Annotated in this window: 16 protein-coding genes; 13 read left to right on the top strand and 3 right to left on the bottom strand. The window is 66.4% G+C overall.

Features of this window, described 5'->3' with window-relative positions:
• Nucleotides 1-12: 12 nt before the first annotated feature.
• Nucleotides 13-1,404: a DNA repair protein RadA gene (gene radA / locus WKW82_RS02655; protein ID WP_340340692.1), complete on the bottom strand. Its 1,392-nt coding sequence runs from the start codon at nucleotides 1,402-1,404 to the stop codon at nucleotides 13-15.
• Between the two features lie 118 nt (nucleotides 1,405-1,522).
• Here radA and hpaR point away from each other — a divergent pair, with 118 nt between their 5' ends.
• The 13 genes from hpaR (at nucleotide 1,523) to WKW82_RS02590 (ending at nucleotide 12,202) form a co-directional block, all read left to right on the top strand.
• The gene (gene hpaR, locus WKW82_RS02650) at nucleotides 1,523-1,960 is read left to right on the top strand and encodes a homoprotocatechuate degradation operon regulator HpaR (protein ID WP_340340691.1); all 438 of its coding nucleotides are present in this window, start codon (nucleotides 1,523-1,525) and stop codon (nucleotides 1,958-1,960) included.
• A 29-nt stretch (nucleotides 1,961-1,989) separates the two neighbouring features.
• Complete coding sequence (locus tag WKW82_RS02645; protein ID WP_340340926.1) at nucleotides 1,990-2,592, top strand: fumarylacetoacetate hydrolase family protein; 603 nt, start codon at nucleotides 1,990-1,992, stop codon at nucleotides 2,590-2,592.
• On the top strand, nucleotides 2,589-3,344 hold the full coding sequence (locus tag WKW82_RS02640) for a fumarylacetoacetate hydrolase family protein (RefSeq protein ID WP_340340690.1): 756 nt from the start codon (nucleotides 2,589-2,591) through the stop codon (nucleotides 3,342-3,344). The genes WKW82_RS02645 and WKW82_RS02640 overlap by 4 nt, the downstream gene beginning before the upstream one ends.
• Nucleotides 3,341-4,801 (top strand): 5-carboxymethyl-2-hydroxymuconate semialdehyde dehydrogenase, encoded by a 1,461-nt coding sequence (gene hpaE / locus WKW82_RS02635; RefSeq protein WP_340340689.1) that lies wholly within the window; start codon nucleotides 3,341-3,343, stop codon nucleotides 4,799-4,801. Before WKW82_RS02640 ends, hpaE begins: the two co-directional genes overlap by 4 nt.
• Nucleotides 4,798-5,790 (top strand): tripartite tricarboxylate transporter substrate binding protein, encoded by a 993-nt coding sequence (locus WKW82_RS02630; RefSeq protein WP_422823393.1) that lies wholly within the window; start codon nucleotides 4,798-4,800, stop codon nucleotides 5,788-5,790. Before hpaE ends, WKW82_RS02630 begins: the two co-directional genes overlap by 4 nt.
• A 71-nt stretch (nucleotides 5,791-5,861) precedes the next feature.
• Nucleotides 5,862-6,197, top strand: a complete 336-nt coding sequence (locus WKW82_RS02625; protein WP_340340688.1) for an aromatic ring-opening dioxygenase subunit LigA — start codon at nucleotides 5,862-5,864, stop codon at nucleotides 6,195-6,197.
• Nucleotides 6,198-6,210: 13 nt separating this feature from the next.
• Nucleotides 6,211-7,029 (top strand): DODA-type extradiol aromatic ring-opening family dioxygenase, encoded by an 819-nt coding sequence (locus WKW82_RS02620; RefSeq protein ID WP_340340687.1) that lies wholly within the window; start codon nucleotides 6,211-6,213, stop codon nucleotides 7,027-7,029.
• Between the two features lie 2 nt (nucleotides 7,030-7,031).
• The gene (locus WKW82_RS02615) at nucleotides 7,032-7,436 is read left to right on the top strand and encodes a 5-carboxymethyl-2-hydroxymuconate Delta-isomerase (RefSeq protein ID WP_340340686.1); all 405 of its coding nucleotides are present in this window, start codon (nucleotides 7,032-7,034) and stop codon (nucleotides 7,434-7,436) included.
• A 5-nt stretch (nucleotides 7,437-7,441) separates the two neighbouring features.
• Complete coding sequence (gene hpaH, locus WKW82_RS02610; RefSeq protein ID WP_340340685.1) at nucleotides 7,442-8,245, top strand: 2-oxo-hept-4-ene-1,7-dioate hydratase; 804 nt, start codon at nucleotides 7,442-7,444, stop codon at nucleotides 8,243-8,245.
• Between the two features lie 11 nt (nucleotides 8,246-8,256).
• A complete protein-coding gene (locus tag WKW82_RS02605; protein ID WP_340340684.1) occupies nucleotides 8,257-9,066 on the top strand; it encodes an aldolase/citrate lyase family protein in 810 nt (269 codons plus the stop codon).
• A 235-nt stretch (nucleotides 9,067-9,301) separates the two neighbouring features.
• Nucleotides 9,302-10,291: a Bug family tripartite tricarboxylate transporter substrate binding protein gene (locus WKW82_RS02600; RefSeq protein WP_340340683.1), complete on the top strand. Its 990-nt coding sequence runs from the start codon at nucleotides 9,302-9,304 to the stop codon at nucleotides 10,289-10,291.
• A 152-nt stretch (nucleotides 10,292-10,443) separates the two neighbouring features.
• Complete coding sequence (locus WKW82_RS02595; protein WP_340340682.1) at nucleotides 10,444-11,223, top strand: class II aldolase/adducin family protein; 780 nt, start codon at nucleotides 10,444-10,446, stop codon at nucleotides 11,221-11,223.
• A 1-nt stretch (nucleotide 11,224) separates the two neighbouring features.
• The gene (locus tag WKW82_RS02590; RefSeq protein ID WP_340340681.1) at nucleotides 11,225-12,202 is read left to right on the top strand and encodes a 2-dehydropantoate 2-reductase; all 978 of its coding nucleotides are present in this window, start codon (nucleotides 11,225-11,227) and stop codon (nucleotides 12,200-12,202) included.
• A gap of 18 nt (nucleotides 12,203-12,220) precedes the next feature.
• Here the strand turns inward: WKW82_RS02590 and WKW82_RS02585 are convergent, their stop codons facing one another.
• Both WKW82_RS02585 and alr read right to left on the bottom strand, forming a co-directional pair.
• A complete protein-coding gene (locus WKW82_RS02585; RefSeq protein ID WP_340340680.1) occupies nucleotides 12,221-12,436 on the bottom strand; it encodes a hypothetical protein in 216 nt (71 codons plus the stop codon).
• On the bottom strand, nucleotides 12,433-13,524 hold the full coding sequence (alr, locus tag WKW82_RS02580; protein WP_340340679.1) for an alanine racemase: 1,092 nt from the start codon (nucleotides 13,522-13,524) through the stop codon (nucleotides 12,433-12,435). Before alr ends, WKW82_RS02585 begins: the two co-directional genes overlap by 4 nt.
• Between the last annotated feature and the right edge of the window lie 37 nt (nucleotides 13,525-13,561).

Raw genomic sequence — 13,561 nt, 5'->3', positions numbered from 1 at the left:
TTTGACCCCTGGCTATTGAAGTTGACGGACCACGTCCATCGCTTCCTCGATACGTTCCACGGCGTGGATCGTCAAGCCTTCGATCTCCTTCGCGCCCTTCCGGGGCGCGTTGGCTTTGGGGACCACCGCGATGCTGAAGCCGAGCTTGGCGGCCTCGCGCAAGCGCTCCTGGCCGCGCGGCGCCGGGCGCACCTCGCCGGCCAAACCCACCTCACCGAATGCGATGAAGCCCTTGGGCAAGGGCTTGCCGCGCAGGCTCGATGTGATGGCAAGCATCACGGCCAGGTCGGCCGCAGGCTCGGTGATGCGCACCCCACCGACCGCATTGACGAACACGTCCTGATCCATGCAGGCAATGCCCGCGTGGCGGTGCAGCACCGCCAGCAGCATTGCGAGGCGATCCCGGTCGAGGCCGACACTCAAGCGCCGCGGACTTGGGCCGCCGTTGTCGACCAGCGCCTGGATCTCCACCAGCATCGGTCGCGTGCCTTCGAGCGTGACCAGCACCACGCTGCCGGGCACGGGTTCCGCATGCTGGCTCAGGAAGATGGCGCTCGGGTTGGTGACGCCCTTGAGGCCGCGCTCGGTCATTGCGAAAACGCCGATCTCGTTGACCGCGCCAAAGCGGTTCTTGATGGCGCGCACGAGCCGGAAGCTCGAATGCGTGTCGCCTTCGAAATACAGAACCGTGTCCACCATGTGCTCCAGCACGCGCGGGCCGGCCAGCGCGCCTTCCTTGGTGACGTGGCCGACCAGCACCACCGCGGTGCCACTGGTCTTGGCGAAGCGCGTGAGGTGCGCCGCGCATTCGCGCACCTGCGCGACAGAGCCGGGCGCGGAGGTGAGCTGGTCTGAATACACGGTCTGGATCGAGTCGATCACCGCGATCGCGGGCCGGTTGGCGTCCAGCGTGGCGATGATCTTCTCCAGCTGGATCTCGGCCATCACCTGCACCTGCGAATAGTCGAGACCGAGCCGCTTGGAGCGCAGCGCAACCTGCGCCCCGCTTTCTTCGCCGGTGACGTACATCGCGTTCTGCCCTGCGCGCTGCAAGGCATCGACGGCCTGTAGCAGCAAGGTCGACTTGCCGATGCCCGGATCGCCGCCGATCAGCGTGACGCCGCCCGCGACGATGCCGCCACCGAGCACGCGGTCCAGTTCATCGATGCCGGTAGGCGTGCGGGCGATGTCGGTCGCTTCGATTTCCGACAGGGTGGCCAGTTCCGATGAGCCGCCGAGCGCCGCGAAGGGCGCGCTGAAGCGGTTGTTGCCAGCGCCGCCACCTTGCACCGCGACCTGCTCGACGAGCGTGTTCCAAGCGCCACAGCTGGGGCACTTGCCCAGCCATTTCGCGCTGGTGCCGCCGCATTCGCTGCAGACGTAGTTTGTTTTTTCCTTTGCCATGGATCGAGTGTAGGGAGGGCCGAGGAAGCGCCCGCCGTGTGTCCTCGGGTAAACCCCTTCGTAACGGAATGTCCGGGCACTTGCAAATCATTTAACAAGTTAAATAATAGCGATGCTCATGACCGCCACACCCTTCGTCCATCGCAACCTGCCACGCCTGCTGCTGCAAGCGCGCGAGGCGGTGATGGCACACACGCGGCCCAGCCTGCGCGAGCACGACCTGTCGGACCAGCAATGGCGGGTGCTGCGGGTGCTCGGCGAGCATGGCGCTGTCGAGACCGGCCGCGTCGCACGGGAAGCATTCATCCTGGGACCGAGTCTCACCGGCGTGCTGGCGCGCATGGAGCGCGACGAACTGATCCGGCGCAGCCGCGATCCGGAGGACCAGCGCCGCACGGTGATCGAGGCCACGGCCAAGGGCAAGCGGCTGGTGAAGAAGCTGTCCGGCACCATCGAGGCCCACTACGCGTGGCTCGAGGGATCGCTGGGCAAGGACAAACTCGGGGAGCTCTACGCGCTGCTCGACGAATTGATTGCATTGGAGCAACCATCGTGAGCAACGAGCGCCCCGGCGCGGAGACTTTCATGCCGACCGGCACCGTGTACGGCGTGCTGCTCAACTTCCGCGAGGAGGCGGAGGCCTGGGCGTCGCGCATGAATGAGCCGCCGTACAAGGCGCCACCCAAGGCACCGGTGCTGTATGTCAAGACGGCCAACACGTGGAGCCCGCATGGCAGCGCGATTGCAGTGCCGGAGGGCGCGAGCGAAGTCGAGGTCGGCGCGACCATTGCCATGGTGATGGGCGAAGGCGGCCAGGTGGCAGGCCATGTGCTCATGAATGACCTGTCGCTGCCGCATGCGAGCTTCTTCAGGCCACCGGTCAAGTTCAAGTGCGTGGATGGTTTCCTGGGCATCGGCGCCGCGATGCGCTTCGGCGGTGATCCGGCGGAGTTCACGCTGGAAGTGCGGATCAATGGTGAGCTTCGGCATGCCGCCGACTTCTCCCGGCTCGTTCGCGACGCGGCCCGATTGCTGGCGGACGTGAGCGAGTTCATGACCCTTGCGCCTGGCGATGTGCTGATGCTGGGCTGCAATGCCGGGCGACCGCTGGCGAAAGCGGGCGACCGAATCGAGGTCAGTGCGCCCGGCTTCGAGACATTGACGAACACGCTGGTGGAGGCCGCATGAAACACGCCCGCGTGCGCTACCAAGAAGCCGTGCACCGCGCCACCGAACGCGACGGCGCATTGCTGCTCGCGGATGGCCGGGTCGTTGCGTTCGAGGCGGTCGACTGGCTTCCGCCGCTTGAGCCCACGCCACGCCCCCGCACCATCCTCGCGCTCGGCCTCAACTACGCCGACCATGCAAAGGAACTGGAGTTCAAGGCGCCGGAGGAACCGCTGGTGTTCGTCAAGGGCGAAGGCAGCTTGATCGGCCACCGCCAGCTCACGCGCCGCCCCGCCGGCGTCCAGTTCATGCACTACGAATGCGAGTTGGTGATTGTCATCGGCCGCACCGCGAAAAAGGTGCGGCGCGACGATGCCTATGACTTCATCGGCGGCTACACCGTCGCCAACGACTACGCGATCCGCGACTACCTCGAGAACTGGTACCGCCCCAACCTGCGCGTGAAAAACCGCGACACCTGCACGCCGATCGGGCCGTGGCGGGTCGATGCGCAGGACGTGCCGGACCCGATGGCGCTGGCCTTGCAGACCACCGTCAACGGCAAGCTCACGCAGTCGGGCAACACACGCGACATGATCTTCGACGCGCCCTTCCTCATCGAATATTTCAGCCGCTTCATGACGCTGCAGCCGGGCGACCTGATCCTCACCGGCACGCCCGACGGCGTGGTGGATTGCCAGCCCGGCGATGTGGTCGTGACGGAGATCGAGCACATCGGCGCACTCGTCAACACCATCCAGGGAGCTTCATGAAGATCGATCACCTCATCAACGGCAAGCCGGTGTCCGGCAGCGACTACTTCGAAACCGTCAACCCCGCGACGCAGGAAGTGCTGGCCGAGGTCGCGTCCGGCGGCGAGGCGGAAGTCCACGCCGCCGTGGCCGCCGCGAAGGAAGCCTTTCCGAAGTGGGCCGGCATGCCGGCGCCGCAACGCGCGAAGCTGATCCGCAAGTTGGGGGACCTGATCGCGGCCAACGTGCCGGCCATCGCGCAGACCGAGACCGACGATTGCGGCCAGGTCATCGCGCAGACCGGGAAGCAACTGGTGCCGCGCGCGGCCGACAATTTCTACTACTTCGCCGAGATGTGCACGCGCGTCGACGGCCACACCTACCCGACCGAGACGCACCTCAACTACACGCTGTTCCATCCGGTCGGCGTGTGCGCGCTGATCTCACCGTGGAACGTGCCGTTCATGACGGCGACGTGGAAAGTTGCGCCATGTCTTGCGTTCGGCAACACGGCGGTGTTGAAGATGAGCGAGTTGTCGCCGCTGACGGCCGCGCGGCTGGGCGAACTGGCACTCGAAGCCGGCATTCCACCTGGCGTGCTGAACCTCGTGCATGGCTATGGCAAGGATGCGGGCGAGCCGCTGGTCGCGCACCCCGACGTGCGTGCCATCTCGTTCACCGGATCGACGGCCACGGGCAATCGCATCGTAAAGAGCGCGGGCTTGAAGAAGTTCAGCATGGAGCTGGGTGGCAAGAGCCCCTTCGTGATCTTCGAGGACGCGAATCTCGACCGCGCGCTCGACGCGGCCGTGTTCATGATCTTCAGCAACAACGGCGAGCGTTGCACCGCGGGCTCGCGCATCCTCGTGCAGAAGTCGATCTATGCGGACTTCGCGGCGAAATTCGCGGAGCGCGCCAGGCGCGTCAGGGTCGGCGATCCACTGGACGAGAAGACCATCGTCGGCCCGATGATTTCGCAGGCGCATCTTGCCAAGGTGCGCAGCTACATCGAACTCGGGCCAAAGGAAGGCGCGACCTTGCTGTGCGGCGGCCTGGGCGCGCCCGATCTGCCCGAGCGCGTAAGGAAGGGCAACTATGTGCTGCCCACCGTGTTCGCCGATGTCGACAACCGCATGAAGATCGCGCAGGACGAGATCTTCGGGCCGGTTGCCTGCCTGATTCCCTTCGATGACGAGGCGGATGCGATCCGCCTGGCCAATGACATCCAGTACGGCCTGAGCAGCTATGTCTGGACCGAGAACATCGGCCGCGCGCACCGCGTGGCCGCAGCTGTCGAAGCCGGCATGTGCTTCGTCAACAGCCAGAACGTGCGGGATCTGCGCCAGCCTTTCGGCGGCACCAAGGCTTCGGGCACCGGGCGCGAAGGTGGCACGTGGAGCTACGAGGTGTTCTGCGAGCCGAAGAACATTGCGGTGTCGATGGGTTCGCATCACATTCCACATTGGGGCGTGGCATGAGCGTCGAAAGGAGCCCGATGGCTTCGTCGCGGCGATCGTTCCTGCAAGGCAGCGCGGCCACGCTGCTCTGGCCATTTCTTGCACACGCCCAGAGTTGGCCCGGCAAGCCGGTCCGCATCGTGGTGCCCTTCACGCCGGGTGGCACGACGGACTTCGTCACGCGCCTGGTCGGCGTCGAACTCGCGAAGTCGCTCGGCCAACCGGTGATCGTCGAGAACAAGCCCGGCGCGGGCACGGTCATCGGCGTCGAGTCCGTGGCGAAGTCCGCGCCGGATGGCTACACCTTCGTCTGCGTCGCCAACAGCTTCGCGGCCAACCAGACGCTGGTGAAGAAGCTCCCCTACGATACGCTCAAGGACTTGCGGCCGGTGGCACTGATGGGCATGTCGGAGCATGTGCTCGCAGCCAACCCGGCGAGCGGCATCAAGACACTGGCCGACCTGCGCGCACAAGCGAAAGCCAAGCCTGGCACGCTGAGCTTTGCGTCGTTTGGCAACGGCACGTCGGCGCATCTGTCGGGCGAGATGCTCAAGCTGCAGATGGGGCTGGACATCGTGCATGTGCCGTACAAGGGCCAGGGGCCGGCGCTGGCCGATCTGCTGGGTGGACAGGTCACGGTCATGTTCGGCAACTGGCCCGAGTTCCGCAGCCACATTGCCGCCGGCAAGCTGGTCGCGCTGGGCATGGCGACGGCACAGCGATCGCAGTACGCGCCCGACATTCCGACGCTGGCCGAGCAAGGCGTGGCCATCGAATCGAATTCGTGGAACGGCCTGCTCGCACCAGCCGGTACGCCCGACGCGATCGTGCAGCGCATGAACGAGGAAGTGAACCGTGCGCTCGCCAGCCCCGCCGTCGTCGAGGCCTTCCACAAGGGCGGCATCGCCTCGTTGTCGGGCACGCCTGCGGAGTTCGCGGCCTTCGAGCAGCGTGAGATCGCGAAGTACGCGGAGGTGATCCGCAAGGCCAACATCGCGTTGGAGGGCTGAGATGAGACTGCCCCGGTGGCCTCGGCCCACATCCCAGTCAGAGATTCGTGCGACGGCGAGGCGGGACTGACATGAGCCTCTACAGCATGCAGAAATTCCTCTACGCGCTGAACCGCGAACCGGAGGTGCAGCGCCGATACCGCGAAGGCGGCGCGGAGCGCGACGCACTGCTCGCCGGCTACGACCTCGTCGACGAGGAGCGCGCGGCCATCCGCGACGGAGACATCGGCAAGCTCTATGTGCTCGGCTGCAACGGCCAGTTGCTGATGCACTTCGCGCCCTTGCTCGGCATGCCGTGGGCCGACTATCTCGAAGCGATGCGCGAGGGTGTGCGCAAGTACGGGCCGGTGCGCGCAGGCATCTATGCAATGACCACGTCGACCGACGACAAGGTGGCGGGCGTATGAAGGGAGAACGGTCATGAGCCTTGTTTTCGCAGGCGTTTGCAGCCACGCACCCGGCATCACGGGCCGTGCCCATCTGGCCGACCCGGTGGTGAAGGACGCGTTCCACGCGGCGTTCCATCGCTTCGGCGAGGCCATGCGCGCGACGAAGCCCGATGCGGTCATCGTCATCGCCGCCGAGCACTTCGCCAACTTCTTCATGAACAACATGCCGGCCTACGCGATCGGCATGGCGGACCGCTACGAAGGGCCGATCAAGGACCCGGTCTGGCTCGGCATCGCGAAGACCTCCGTGCCCGGCAACGCGGCGCTGTCGCAACGTCTCATCCGCGAAGTGATGCAGACGGTCGACGTGGCCTATGCGGAGGAATGGAAGTTCGATCACGGGATCATGGTGCCGCTCAACTTCCTCACACCGCAGTACGACCTGCCGGTGGTCCCGATCAACATCAATTGCCAGGGGCCGCCGCTCACGCCGCTGCATCGCGCGTGGGCCTTCGGTGAAGCGTTGCGCCGCGCCTGCGACAAGGCGCCGGAACGCATCGCGCTGGTGGGCACGGGCGGAATCTCGCACTGGCCCGCGACACCGGACTCCGGCAAGGTCAACGAGGCGTGGGACGCCGACTTCATGCAGCGCTGGTGCGCCAACGACAAGGCTGGCATGCTCGACTACACCGATGAAGCCACCTACCGCGACGCGGGACAAGGCGGCTTCGAGATCCGAACCTTCATCACCGTGGCGGCCGCGGCGCGCGGACGCGGCGAGATCCTGCACATGAAGGCCATTCCGATCTTCGCGGTGAGTTGCACTGCCGCCACCATGACCGTCCTCTAGCCATGCCCCATCTCGTCATCCTCTACACACCGAACATCGAAGCGCAGACCGACATGGGCGCGTTGTGCCGCTCGATGGCCGACGCCATGCTCGCGCAGCGCGACGATGACGGCAAGCAGGTCTATCCGACCGGCGGCACGCGCGTGCTGGCCTTTCCCGCGGCGCACTATGCAGTGGCCGATGGCAGTGGCGACCATGCCTTCGTTTATCTCAACGTGCGCATGGCATCGGGCCGGCCCGATGCCGTCAAGAAGCGCATCGGCGATGCGTTGCTGGCCTGCGCGAAGCAGCACTTCGATCCGCTCATCGCGCAGCGCCACGTCGGCATCACGCTGCAGATCGACGAGGCGCCGGGGCAGGTCTACGACGGCAAGCTCGGCAACCTGCATCCCCTGTTCAACAAGTAGCGCCCATGCTCTCCACCGAAGTCATCCAGCAGCTCGCCGCCGAGCTGGACCAGAGCGAGAAATCGCGCGTGCAGGTCGAGCATTTCTCGAAGCGCTATCCGCAGATGACCATCGAGGACGGCTATGCGATCTCGCGTGAATGGGTGAAGGGCAAGATCGCGGCGGGCCGGATCGTCAAGGGCCACAAGATCGGCCTGACTTCGCGCGCGATGCAGCAGGCCAGCCAGATCACGGAGCCGGACTACGGCACGCTGCTCGACGACATGTTCTTCGAGCAGGGCGGCGACATCCCGTTCACCCGCTTCATCGCGCCGCGCATCGAGGTCGAACTGGCCTTCGTGCTCGGCAAGAAGCTCGAAGGTCCGGGCGTGACCATTTTCGACGTGCTCGCCGCCACCGACTATGTGGTGCCGGCCATCGAGATCATCGACGCGCGCATCGAGCAGTTCGATCGCCACACCAGGCAGATGCGCAAGGTGTTCGACACCATCGCCGACAACGCGGCCAATGCCGGCATCGTCACAGGCGGCAGGCCTGTGAAGCCCGATGCCGTGGACCTGCGCTGGGTCAGCGCGCTGCTGTTCAAGAACGGCGTGATCGAGGAATCCGGCGTGGCCGCTGCCGTGCTCAATCACCCGGCCACCGGCGTCGCGTGGCTGGCCAACAAGCTTGCGCCCTGGGGCGAATGCCTGGAGGCCGGCGAGGTGGTGCTGGGCGGCTCCTTCACGCGCCCGACCACCGGCGCGCTGGGCGACACCTTCCATGCCGACTACGGGCCCCTGGGCTCGATCTCCTTCCGTTTCGTCTAAAAAAGGCTCCCATGCAAACACCCGTCAATCCCTTCAAGCAAGCCCTCATCGAGAAGCGCCCGCAAATCGGCTTCTGGCTCGGCTTCGGCGATGCCTACAGCGCGGAGATCTGCGCCGGCGCCGGCTTCGACTGGCTCTTGATCGACGGCGAGCATTCGCCCAACGGCCTGCAGTCGATCCTGCAGCAGGCGCAGGCGATTGCGGCCTACCCCGGCGCGAACGCGATCGCGCGCGTGCCGGTGGGCCACGGCGATGTCGGCACGACGTATATCAAGCAATACCTCGACCTCGGCCTGCAGACGCTGCTGGTGCCGATGGTCGACACACCCGAGCAGGCCGCAGCCATCGTGCGCGCGATGCGCTATCCGCCGCACGGCATCCGCGGCATGGGGGGCGCGCGCGCCTCGCGCTGGGGCCGCTACAACAACTACCCGAAAGAGGCCAACGACAACGTCTGCCTGCTGGTGCAAGCCGAGACGCGCGAGGCGCTGCACAACCTCGACGAGATCGCGGCCGTCGACGGCGTGGACGGCATCTTCATCGGGCCGGCCGACCTGTCGGCGTCGCTCGGGCACCTTGGCAACCAAGGGCATCCGGAGGTGCAGGCCGCGATCGAGGACGCCATCGCGCGCATCCTTCGCGCTGGCAAGGCAGCAGGCATTCTGACGCCGGACGAGACGCTGTCGCGCCGCTACCTGGAACTGGGCGCGACCTTCGTGGCGGTGGGGCTGGACACCAACCTGCTGGTGCGGCATACCAGTGCGCTGGCCGCGCGCTTCAAGGACAGCGCGACCGCGGTGAAGCCGGGCAGTGCATATTGATCTGCGTTGGATTCAACGTATGACAAATTCATCGTACGTTGCCGGAGCGCCCGAACAGTCAGATTGCCATGTGCTGCGGACACTCCGCGCAATGCCGCCGGAAACGGGCCAGGTTGCTCTTCACGTCGCTCGGCAAACAGCGCTTGGAAACATATTCAACGTGAGGTAAACGCGGGGGCCAAAAAGCGGTCGCCACTGGAACAATTCCGACCGCACTCAACCTCGGAGACATCCCATGACTATCACCCGCCGCCACATCCTGCAATCCACCGGCGCCGCCGCGCTGCTCGCCAGCATCGGCCAGCAGGCCTTCGCCCAGGCGCAGATCGAGACCGCGCGCATCATCACCGGCTTCGCGGCTGGCGGCACGTCGGATACCACCTGCCGCCGCGTCGCGACCAAGCTTGGCCCGCCGTACGCGAACACCTGCGTCGTCGAGAACAAGACCGGCGCGGGCGGCCAGATCGCCGTCACGTATGTGAAGAGCCAACCGGCCGACGGCGCAACCATCCTGCAGACGCCGACCTCCATCCTCACGATCTACCCGCACATCTACAAGAAGCTGCCGTACGACCCGCTCGTCGACCTGACGCCGGTGACCGTCGCCTGCGTCTTCGACTTCGGCTTTGCCGTCGGTCCGGCTGTGCCGCTGGACGTCAAGACGGTGCCGCAATTCCTCGCCTGGGCCAAGGCCAATCCGGCCGGCGCCAACTTCGGCTCGCCGGCCGCGGGTTCGACGCCACACTTCATCGGCGTGCTGCTGGGCAAGAGCGCGGGTGTCGAGCTGAAGCATGCGGCCTATCGCGGCACGCAACCGGCGATGCTCGACCTGCTGGGCGGCAACATCTCCGCCGTCTCCGGCCCGATCGGCGACATCACGCAACACCTGCCTACCGGCAAGATTCGCATCCTCGGCGTGTCGGGCGAAAAGCGCAGCCGTTTCGCCCAGGACGTGCCGACCTTCGGCGAGCAGGGCATCAAGGACATGGCGCACAGCGAATGGTTCGCCTTCCTGCTGCCGGCCAAGGCTTCGCCGGAAGTGCTGAACCGCCTGAACGGCGCGATGCGGTCGGCACTCGCGCAAAAGGACGTGATCGACGGCCTCGCCGGCTTCGGCCTGGAAGCCATGTCGTCCACGCCACAGGAGCTGACCGATCTGATCAAGAAAGACACCGCCAAGTGGGCGCCCATCGTGAAGCAAGTGGGCTTTACCGCGGAAGGATAAGGCTCTCCCCCAGGTTGCTCGCAGGTCGTGCGAGCGCCCACCCCCTCACCGGGGGCGACACCAGCGGCCCGGCGAAGCCGGTTCCACGGTGTCCCTGGAAAGAGAGGCGGCGCATGGTGCGCAAGGGATATTGAAACTGAAAGGCAACCCAGATGAACACCCGACTCGATGCACCCGATGCGTTGCTGATGCATCCGGACGAGCGCGCCGCAAGGCTGCAACTGGCCGCCTGCTACCGCGTCTTCGCGATGCTGGGCTGGACCGAGATGATCTACAACCACATCACGGTGCGATTGCCCGACAGCGTGACGGGCGGTGAAAAGCAGTTCCTCATCAACCCCTTCGGCCTTCACTACACCGAGGTCACGGCCAGCAACCTGCTGAAGATCGACCTGCAAGGCAATGTGCTCGACGGCGGCGCGTATCCCGTCAACCCGGCCGGCTTCACGGTGCACGCCGCCATCCACGACAACATTCCCGACGCGCATTGCGTGATGCACACGCACACCACGGCGGGCGTCGCGGTGGCCTGCCTGCAAGGCGGCCTGCAGCAGACCAACTTCTACACCGCGCAACTGCACGGCATGGTCGCGTACCACGACTTCGAAGGCATCACGATCCATGCTGACGAAGGGCCGCGTCTCTTGAAGAGCATCGACGGCAAGCCGGCCGTGATCCTGCGCAACCACGGCCTGCTGGCCTGGGGCCAGACCTTGCCGCAGACCTTCGCGATCCTCTGGACGCTGCAGCGCGCGTGCGAGATCCAGATGGCGACCTTCTCGATGGGCCAGGCCATCCCGATCAGCGAAGATGTCGCGCAGCGCTGCACGCGCGATGCGCTGCAGTTCAATCCGAACCACGGCGCCGGACGCGATGTGTTCGATGCACTGGTGCGGCAGGTCGATCGCATCGATCCCTCTTATCAAGATTGACATGAAGATCTGCATCTACGGCGCCGGCGCCATCGGCGGCTGGATTGGCGTGGCGCTGGCGCAGGCCGGCGAGCGCATCAACGTGGTGGCGCGTGGCGCGACCTTGGAAGCGCTGCAGCGCGACGGCCTGTCGCTGATGCGCGGCGACGTGCGCACGCGCGTGCCGGTGAACGCCGTGGCTGACCCGGCCGAGCTTGGCGAGCAGGACCTTGTCGTCGTGGCCGTGAAGGCGCCTTCGCTGGCGGGCGTGGCGGCGCACATCGCGCCGCTGCTCGGACCCGATACCCTCGTGCTGGTCGCAATGAACGGCGTGCCATGGTGGTTCCTGCAAGGCGGCTTCGGCGGTGAGGTCACGGGCCGGCGGCTTGCGGCAGTGGACCCCGAGGGCGCGATCGCTGCCGCCATTCCGGACCACCACGTGATCGGCGGCGTGGTGCATTGCAGCTGCTCGCTCGATGCGCCGGGCGTGGTGCGACATCACTTCGGCAACGGGCTCATCATCGGCGAGCCCTCGGGCGAGGCCACGCCGCGCGCGCAAGCCTTGCTGGACCTGCTGACACGTGCCGGCATCGACGCCAAGCTGTCGGCGCAGATCCAGAAGGACGTGTGGTTCAAGCTGTGGGGCAACATGACGGTGAACCCGATCAGCGCCCTCACCCGTGCGACCACCGACCTGATCCTCGGCGACGAGCTGGTGCTCGGTTTCATCTCGACCGTGATGCTGGAGGCCAAGGAGATCGGCGCGCGCATCGGCATCCCGATCACCGACACGCCCGAGGACCGACATGCCGTAACGCGTCGCCTCGGCGCCTTCAAGACCTCGATGTTGCAGGACGTGGAAGCCGGTCGCGCGGTCGAGCTCGATGCGCTGGTGAGCGCAGTGCGCGAACTGGGGCAAATGACCCGCGTGCCGACGCCATTCACGGACGCACTGCTCGGCCTGTCGCGGCTGCAGGCGCGTCAACTCGGCTTGTATTGAGCCCGCCTTCGCAGCCGGTCAGCGCCCCAGCATCGGCCAGATCGCTTGCGGCAGCGTCGCCGCAGCGGAGAGGAATACATCGACGGCCGCGCCCGACACGAGCGCGATGCCAAGCAGGAACAGCGCGATGACCGGCACCAAGGATGCGTTTGCCATCGCCCGCGCTCGCACGTCGAGCGACCCGCCCGGCAGATCGCCGAGCCCCGTGCCGTCCGCGCGCGGCGGCACGGTCATGCGACGATCGTTGGCACCCGCAAGGCCAGCGCGCACATGAGTTCGTAACCGACCGTACCCGCGGCGCGCGCCACGTCGTCGATCGGCAACACGGTGCCATTGACGGCCGAGCGGCCCCACAGCACGACCTCGCTGCCGAAGCCCGCGTCCGGCACCGGTGTGAGGTCGACCGTGATCATGTCCATGCTCACCCGCCCGACCATGCGCGTGCGCACGCCGTTGACCAGCACCGGCGCGCCGGTGTCGGCATGGCGTGGATAGCCGTCCGCATAGCCGACCGCGGCGATGCCGATACGCATCGGCTGCTCGGCCGCGAAGCGGGAGCCGTAGCCGACCATCGCGCCCGGCGCCAGGTCCTGGATGCCGATGAGCCGCGTGGCCAGTGTCATCGTCGGTTGCAATTGCCAGTGCGCCGAATCGTGCGCCGGAAAGTCGGGCGCGCTGCCGTACAGCAGGATGCCGGGGCGCACCCAGTCGGCGCGCGTGCCTTCGGGGTGCCTCAACAATGCGGCACTGTTGGCGATCGAACGCTCGCCGGGCAGGTCTTCGGTGGCGCGGCGGAAAGCCTCGACCTGCGCATCGATGCCGCGCGGACCATCGGCGTCACTGAAATGCGTGACGAGCGAAATCTCGTCGACTTGCGGCAGCGCATTGAGGCGCGTCCATGCGGCGCGGTAGCGTTCGGGCGTGAAGCCGAGCCGGTTCATGCCCGAGTTCATCTTGAGGAAGACGCGCTGCGGTTGTTGCGTCTTGTGTGCCGCGAGCATGTCGATCTGCTCGTCGCAATGCACGGTGTGCCAGAGGTCCAGGCGCGAGCAGAGTTCCAGGTCGCGCGCATCGAAGACGCCTTCCAGCAGCAGGATCGGTCCGCGCCAGCCGAGTGCGCGCACACGCTCGGCCTCGGCCAGGTCGAGCAGCGCAAAACCGTCGGCGCCGCGCAGGCCTTCATAGGCCCGCTCGATGCCGTGGCCGTAGGCGTTGGCCTTGACGACCGCCCAGACGCGCGCGTCGAGCGCGGCGCGCCGTGCGCGGTCCAGGTTATGGCGCAGTGCGTCGGTGTGGATGGTGGCGAGGATGGGGCGCGGCATCGGATGGCGTGGATGTGAAGGTGGGGAAGACGCCGGG

This window comes from Variovorax rhizosphaerae (assembly GCF_037889975.1).
Classification (GTDB): Bacteria; Pseudomonadota; Gammaproteobacteria; order Burkholderiales; family Burkholderiaceae_C; genus Variovorax; species Variovorax rhizosphaerae.
Note: the sequence above shows the minus strand (reverse complement) of the source record. Positions and strands in the feature narration are given on the sequence as shown.

Bases quoted from the DNA above. Each gene is read 5' to 3' on its own strand.
- WKW82_RS02625 (WP_340340688.1), top strand. From the start codon at position 5,862: ATGAGCCTCTACAGCATGCAGAAATTCCTCTACGCGCTGAACCGCGAA.
- WKW82_RS02645 (WP_340340926.1), top strand. From the start codon at position 1,990: ATGCCGACCGGCACCGTGTACGGCGTGCTGCTCAACTTCCGCGAGGAG.
- WKW82_RS02585 (WP_340340680.1), bottom strand. From the start codon at position 12,436: ATGACCGTGCCGCCGCGCGCGGACGGCACGGGGCTCGGCGATCTGCCG.
- WKW82_RS02595 (WP_340340682.1), top strand. From the start codon at position 10,444: ATGAACACCCGACTCGATGCACCCGATGCGTTGCTGATGCATCCGGAC.
- hpaE (WP_340340689.1), top strand. From the start codon at position 3,341: ATGAAGATCGATCACCTCATCAACGGCAAGCCGGTGTCCGGCAGCGAC.
- WKW82_RS02600 (WP_340340683.1), top strand. From the start codon at position 9,302: ATGACTATCACCCGCCGCCACATCCTGCAATCCACCGGCGCCGCCGCG.
- WKW82_RS02640 (WP_340340690.1), top strand. From the start codon at position 2,589: ATGAAACACGCCCGCGTGCGCTACCAAGAAGCCGTGCACCGCGCCACC.
- WKW82_RS02605 (WP_340340684.1), top strand. From the start codon at position 8,257: ATGCAAACACCCGTCAATCCCTTCAAGCAAGCCCTCATCGAGAAGCGC.
- WKW82_RS02630 (WP_422823393.1), top strand. From the start codon at position 4,798: ATGAGCGTCGAAAGGAGCCCGATGGCTTCGTCGCGGCGATCGTTCCTG.
- WKW82_RS02590 (WP_340340681.1), top strand. From the start codon at position 11,225: ATGAAGATCTGCATCTACGGCGCCGGCGCCATCGGCGGCTGGATTGGC.
- hpaR (WP_340340691.1), top strand. From the start codon at position 1,523: ATGACCGCCACACCCTTCGTCCATCGCAACCTGCCACGCCTGCTGCTG.
- alr (WP_340340679.1), bottom strand. From the start codon at position 13,524: ATGCCGCGCCCCATCCTCGCCACCATCCACACCGACGCACTGCGCCAT.
- radA (WP_340340692.1), bottom strand. From the start codon at position 1,404: ATGGCAAAGGAAAAAACAAACTACGTCTGCAGCGAATGCGGCGGCACC.
- hpaH (WP_340340685.1), top strand. From the start codon at position 7,442: ATGCTCTCCACCGAAGTCATCCAGCAGCTCGCCGCCGAGCTGGACCAG.
- WKW82_RS02620 (WP_340340687.1), top strand. From the start codon at position 6,211: ATGAGCCTTGTTTTCGCAGGCGTTTGCAGCCACGCACCCGGCATCACG.
- WKW82_RS02615 (WP_340340686.1), top strand. From the start codon at position 7,032: ATGCCCCATCTCGTCATCCTCTACACACCGAACATCGAAGCGCAGACC.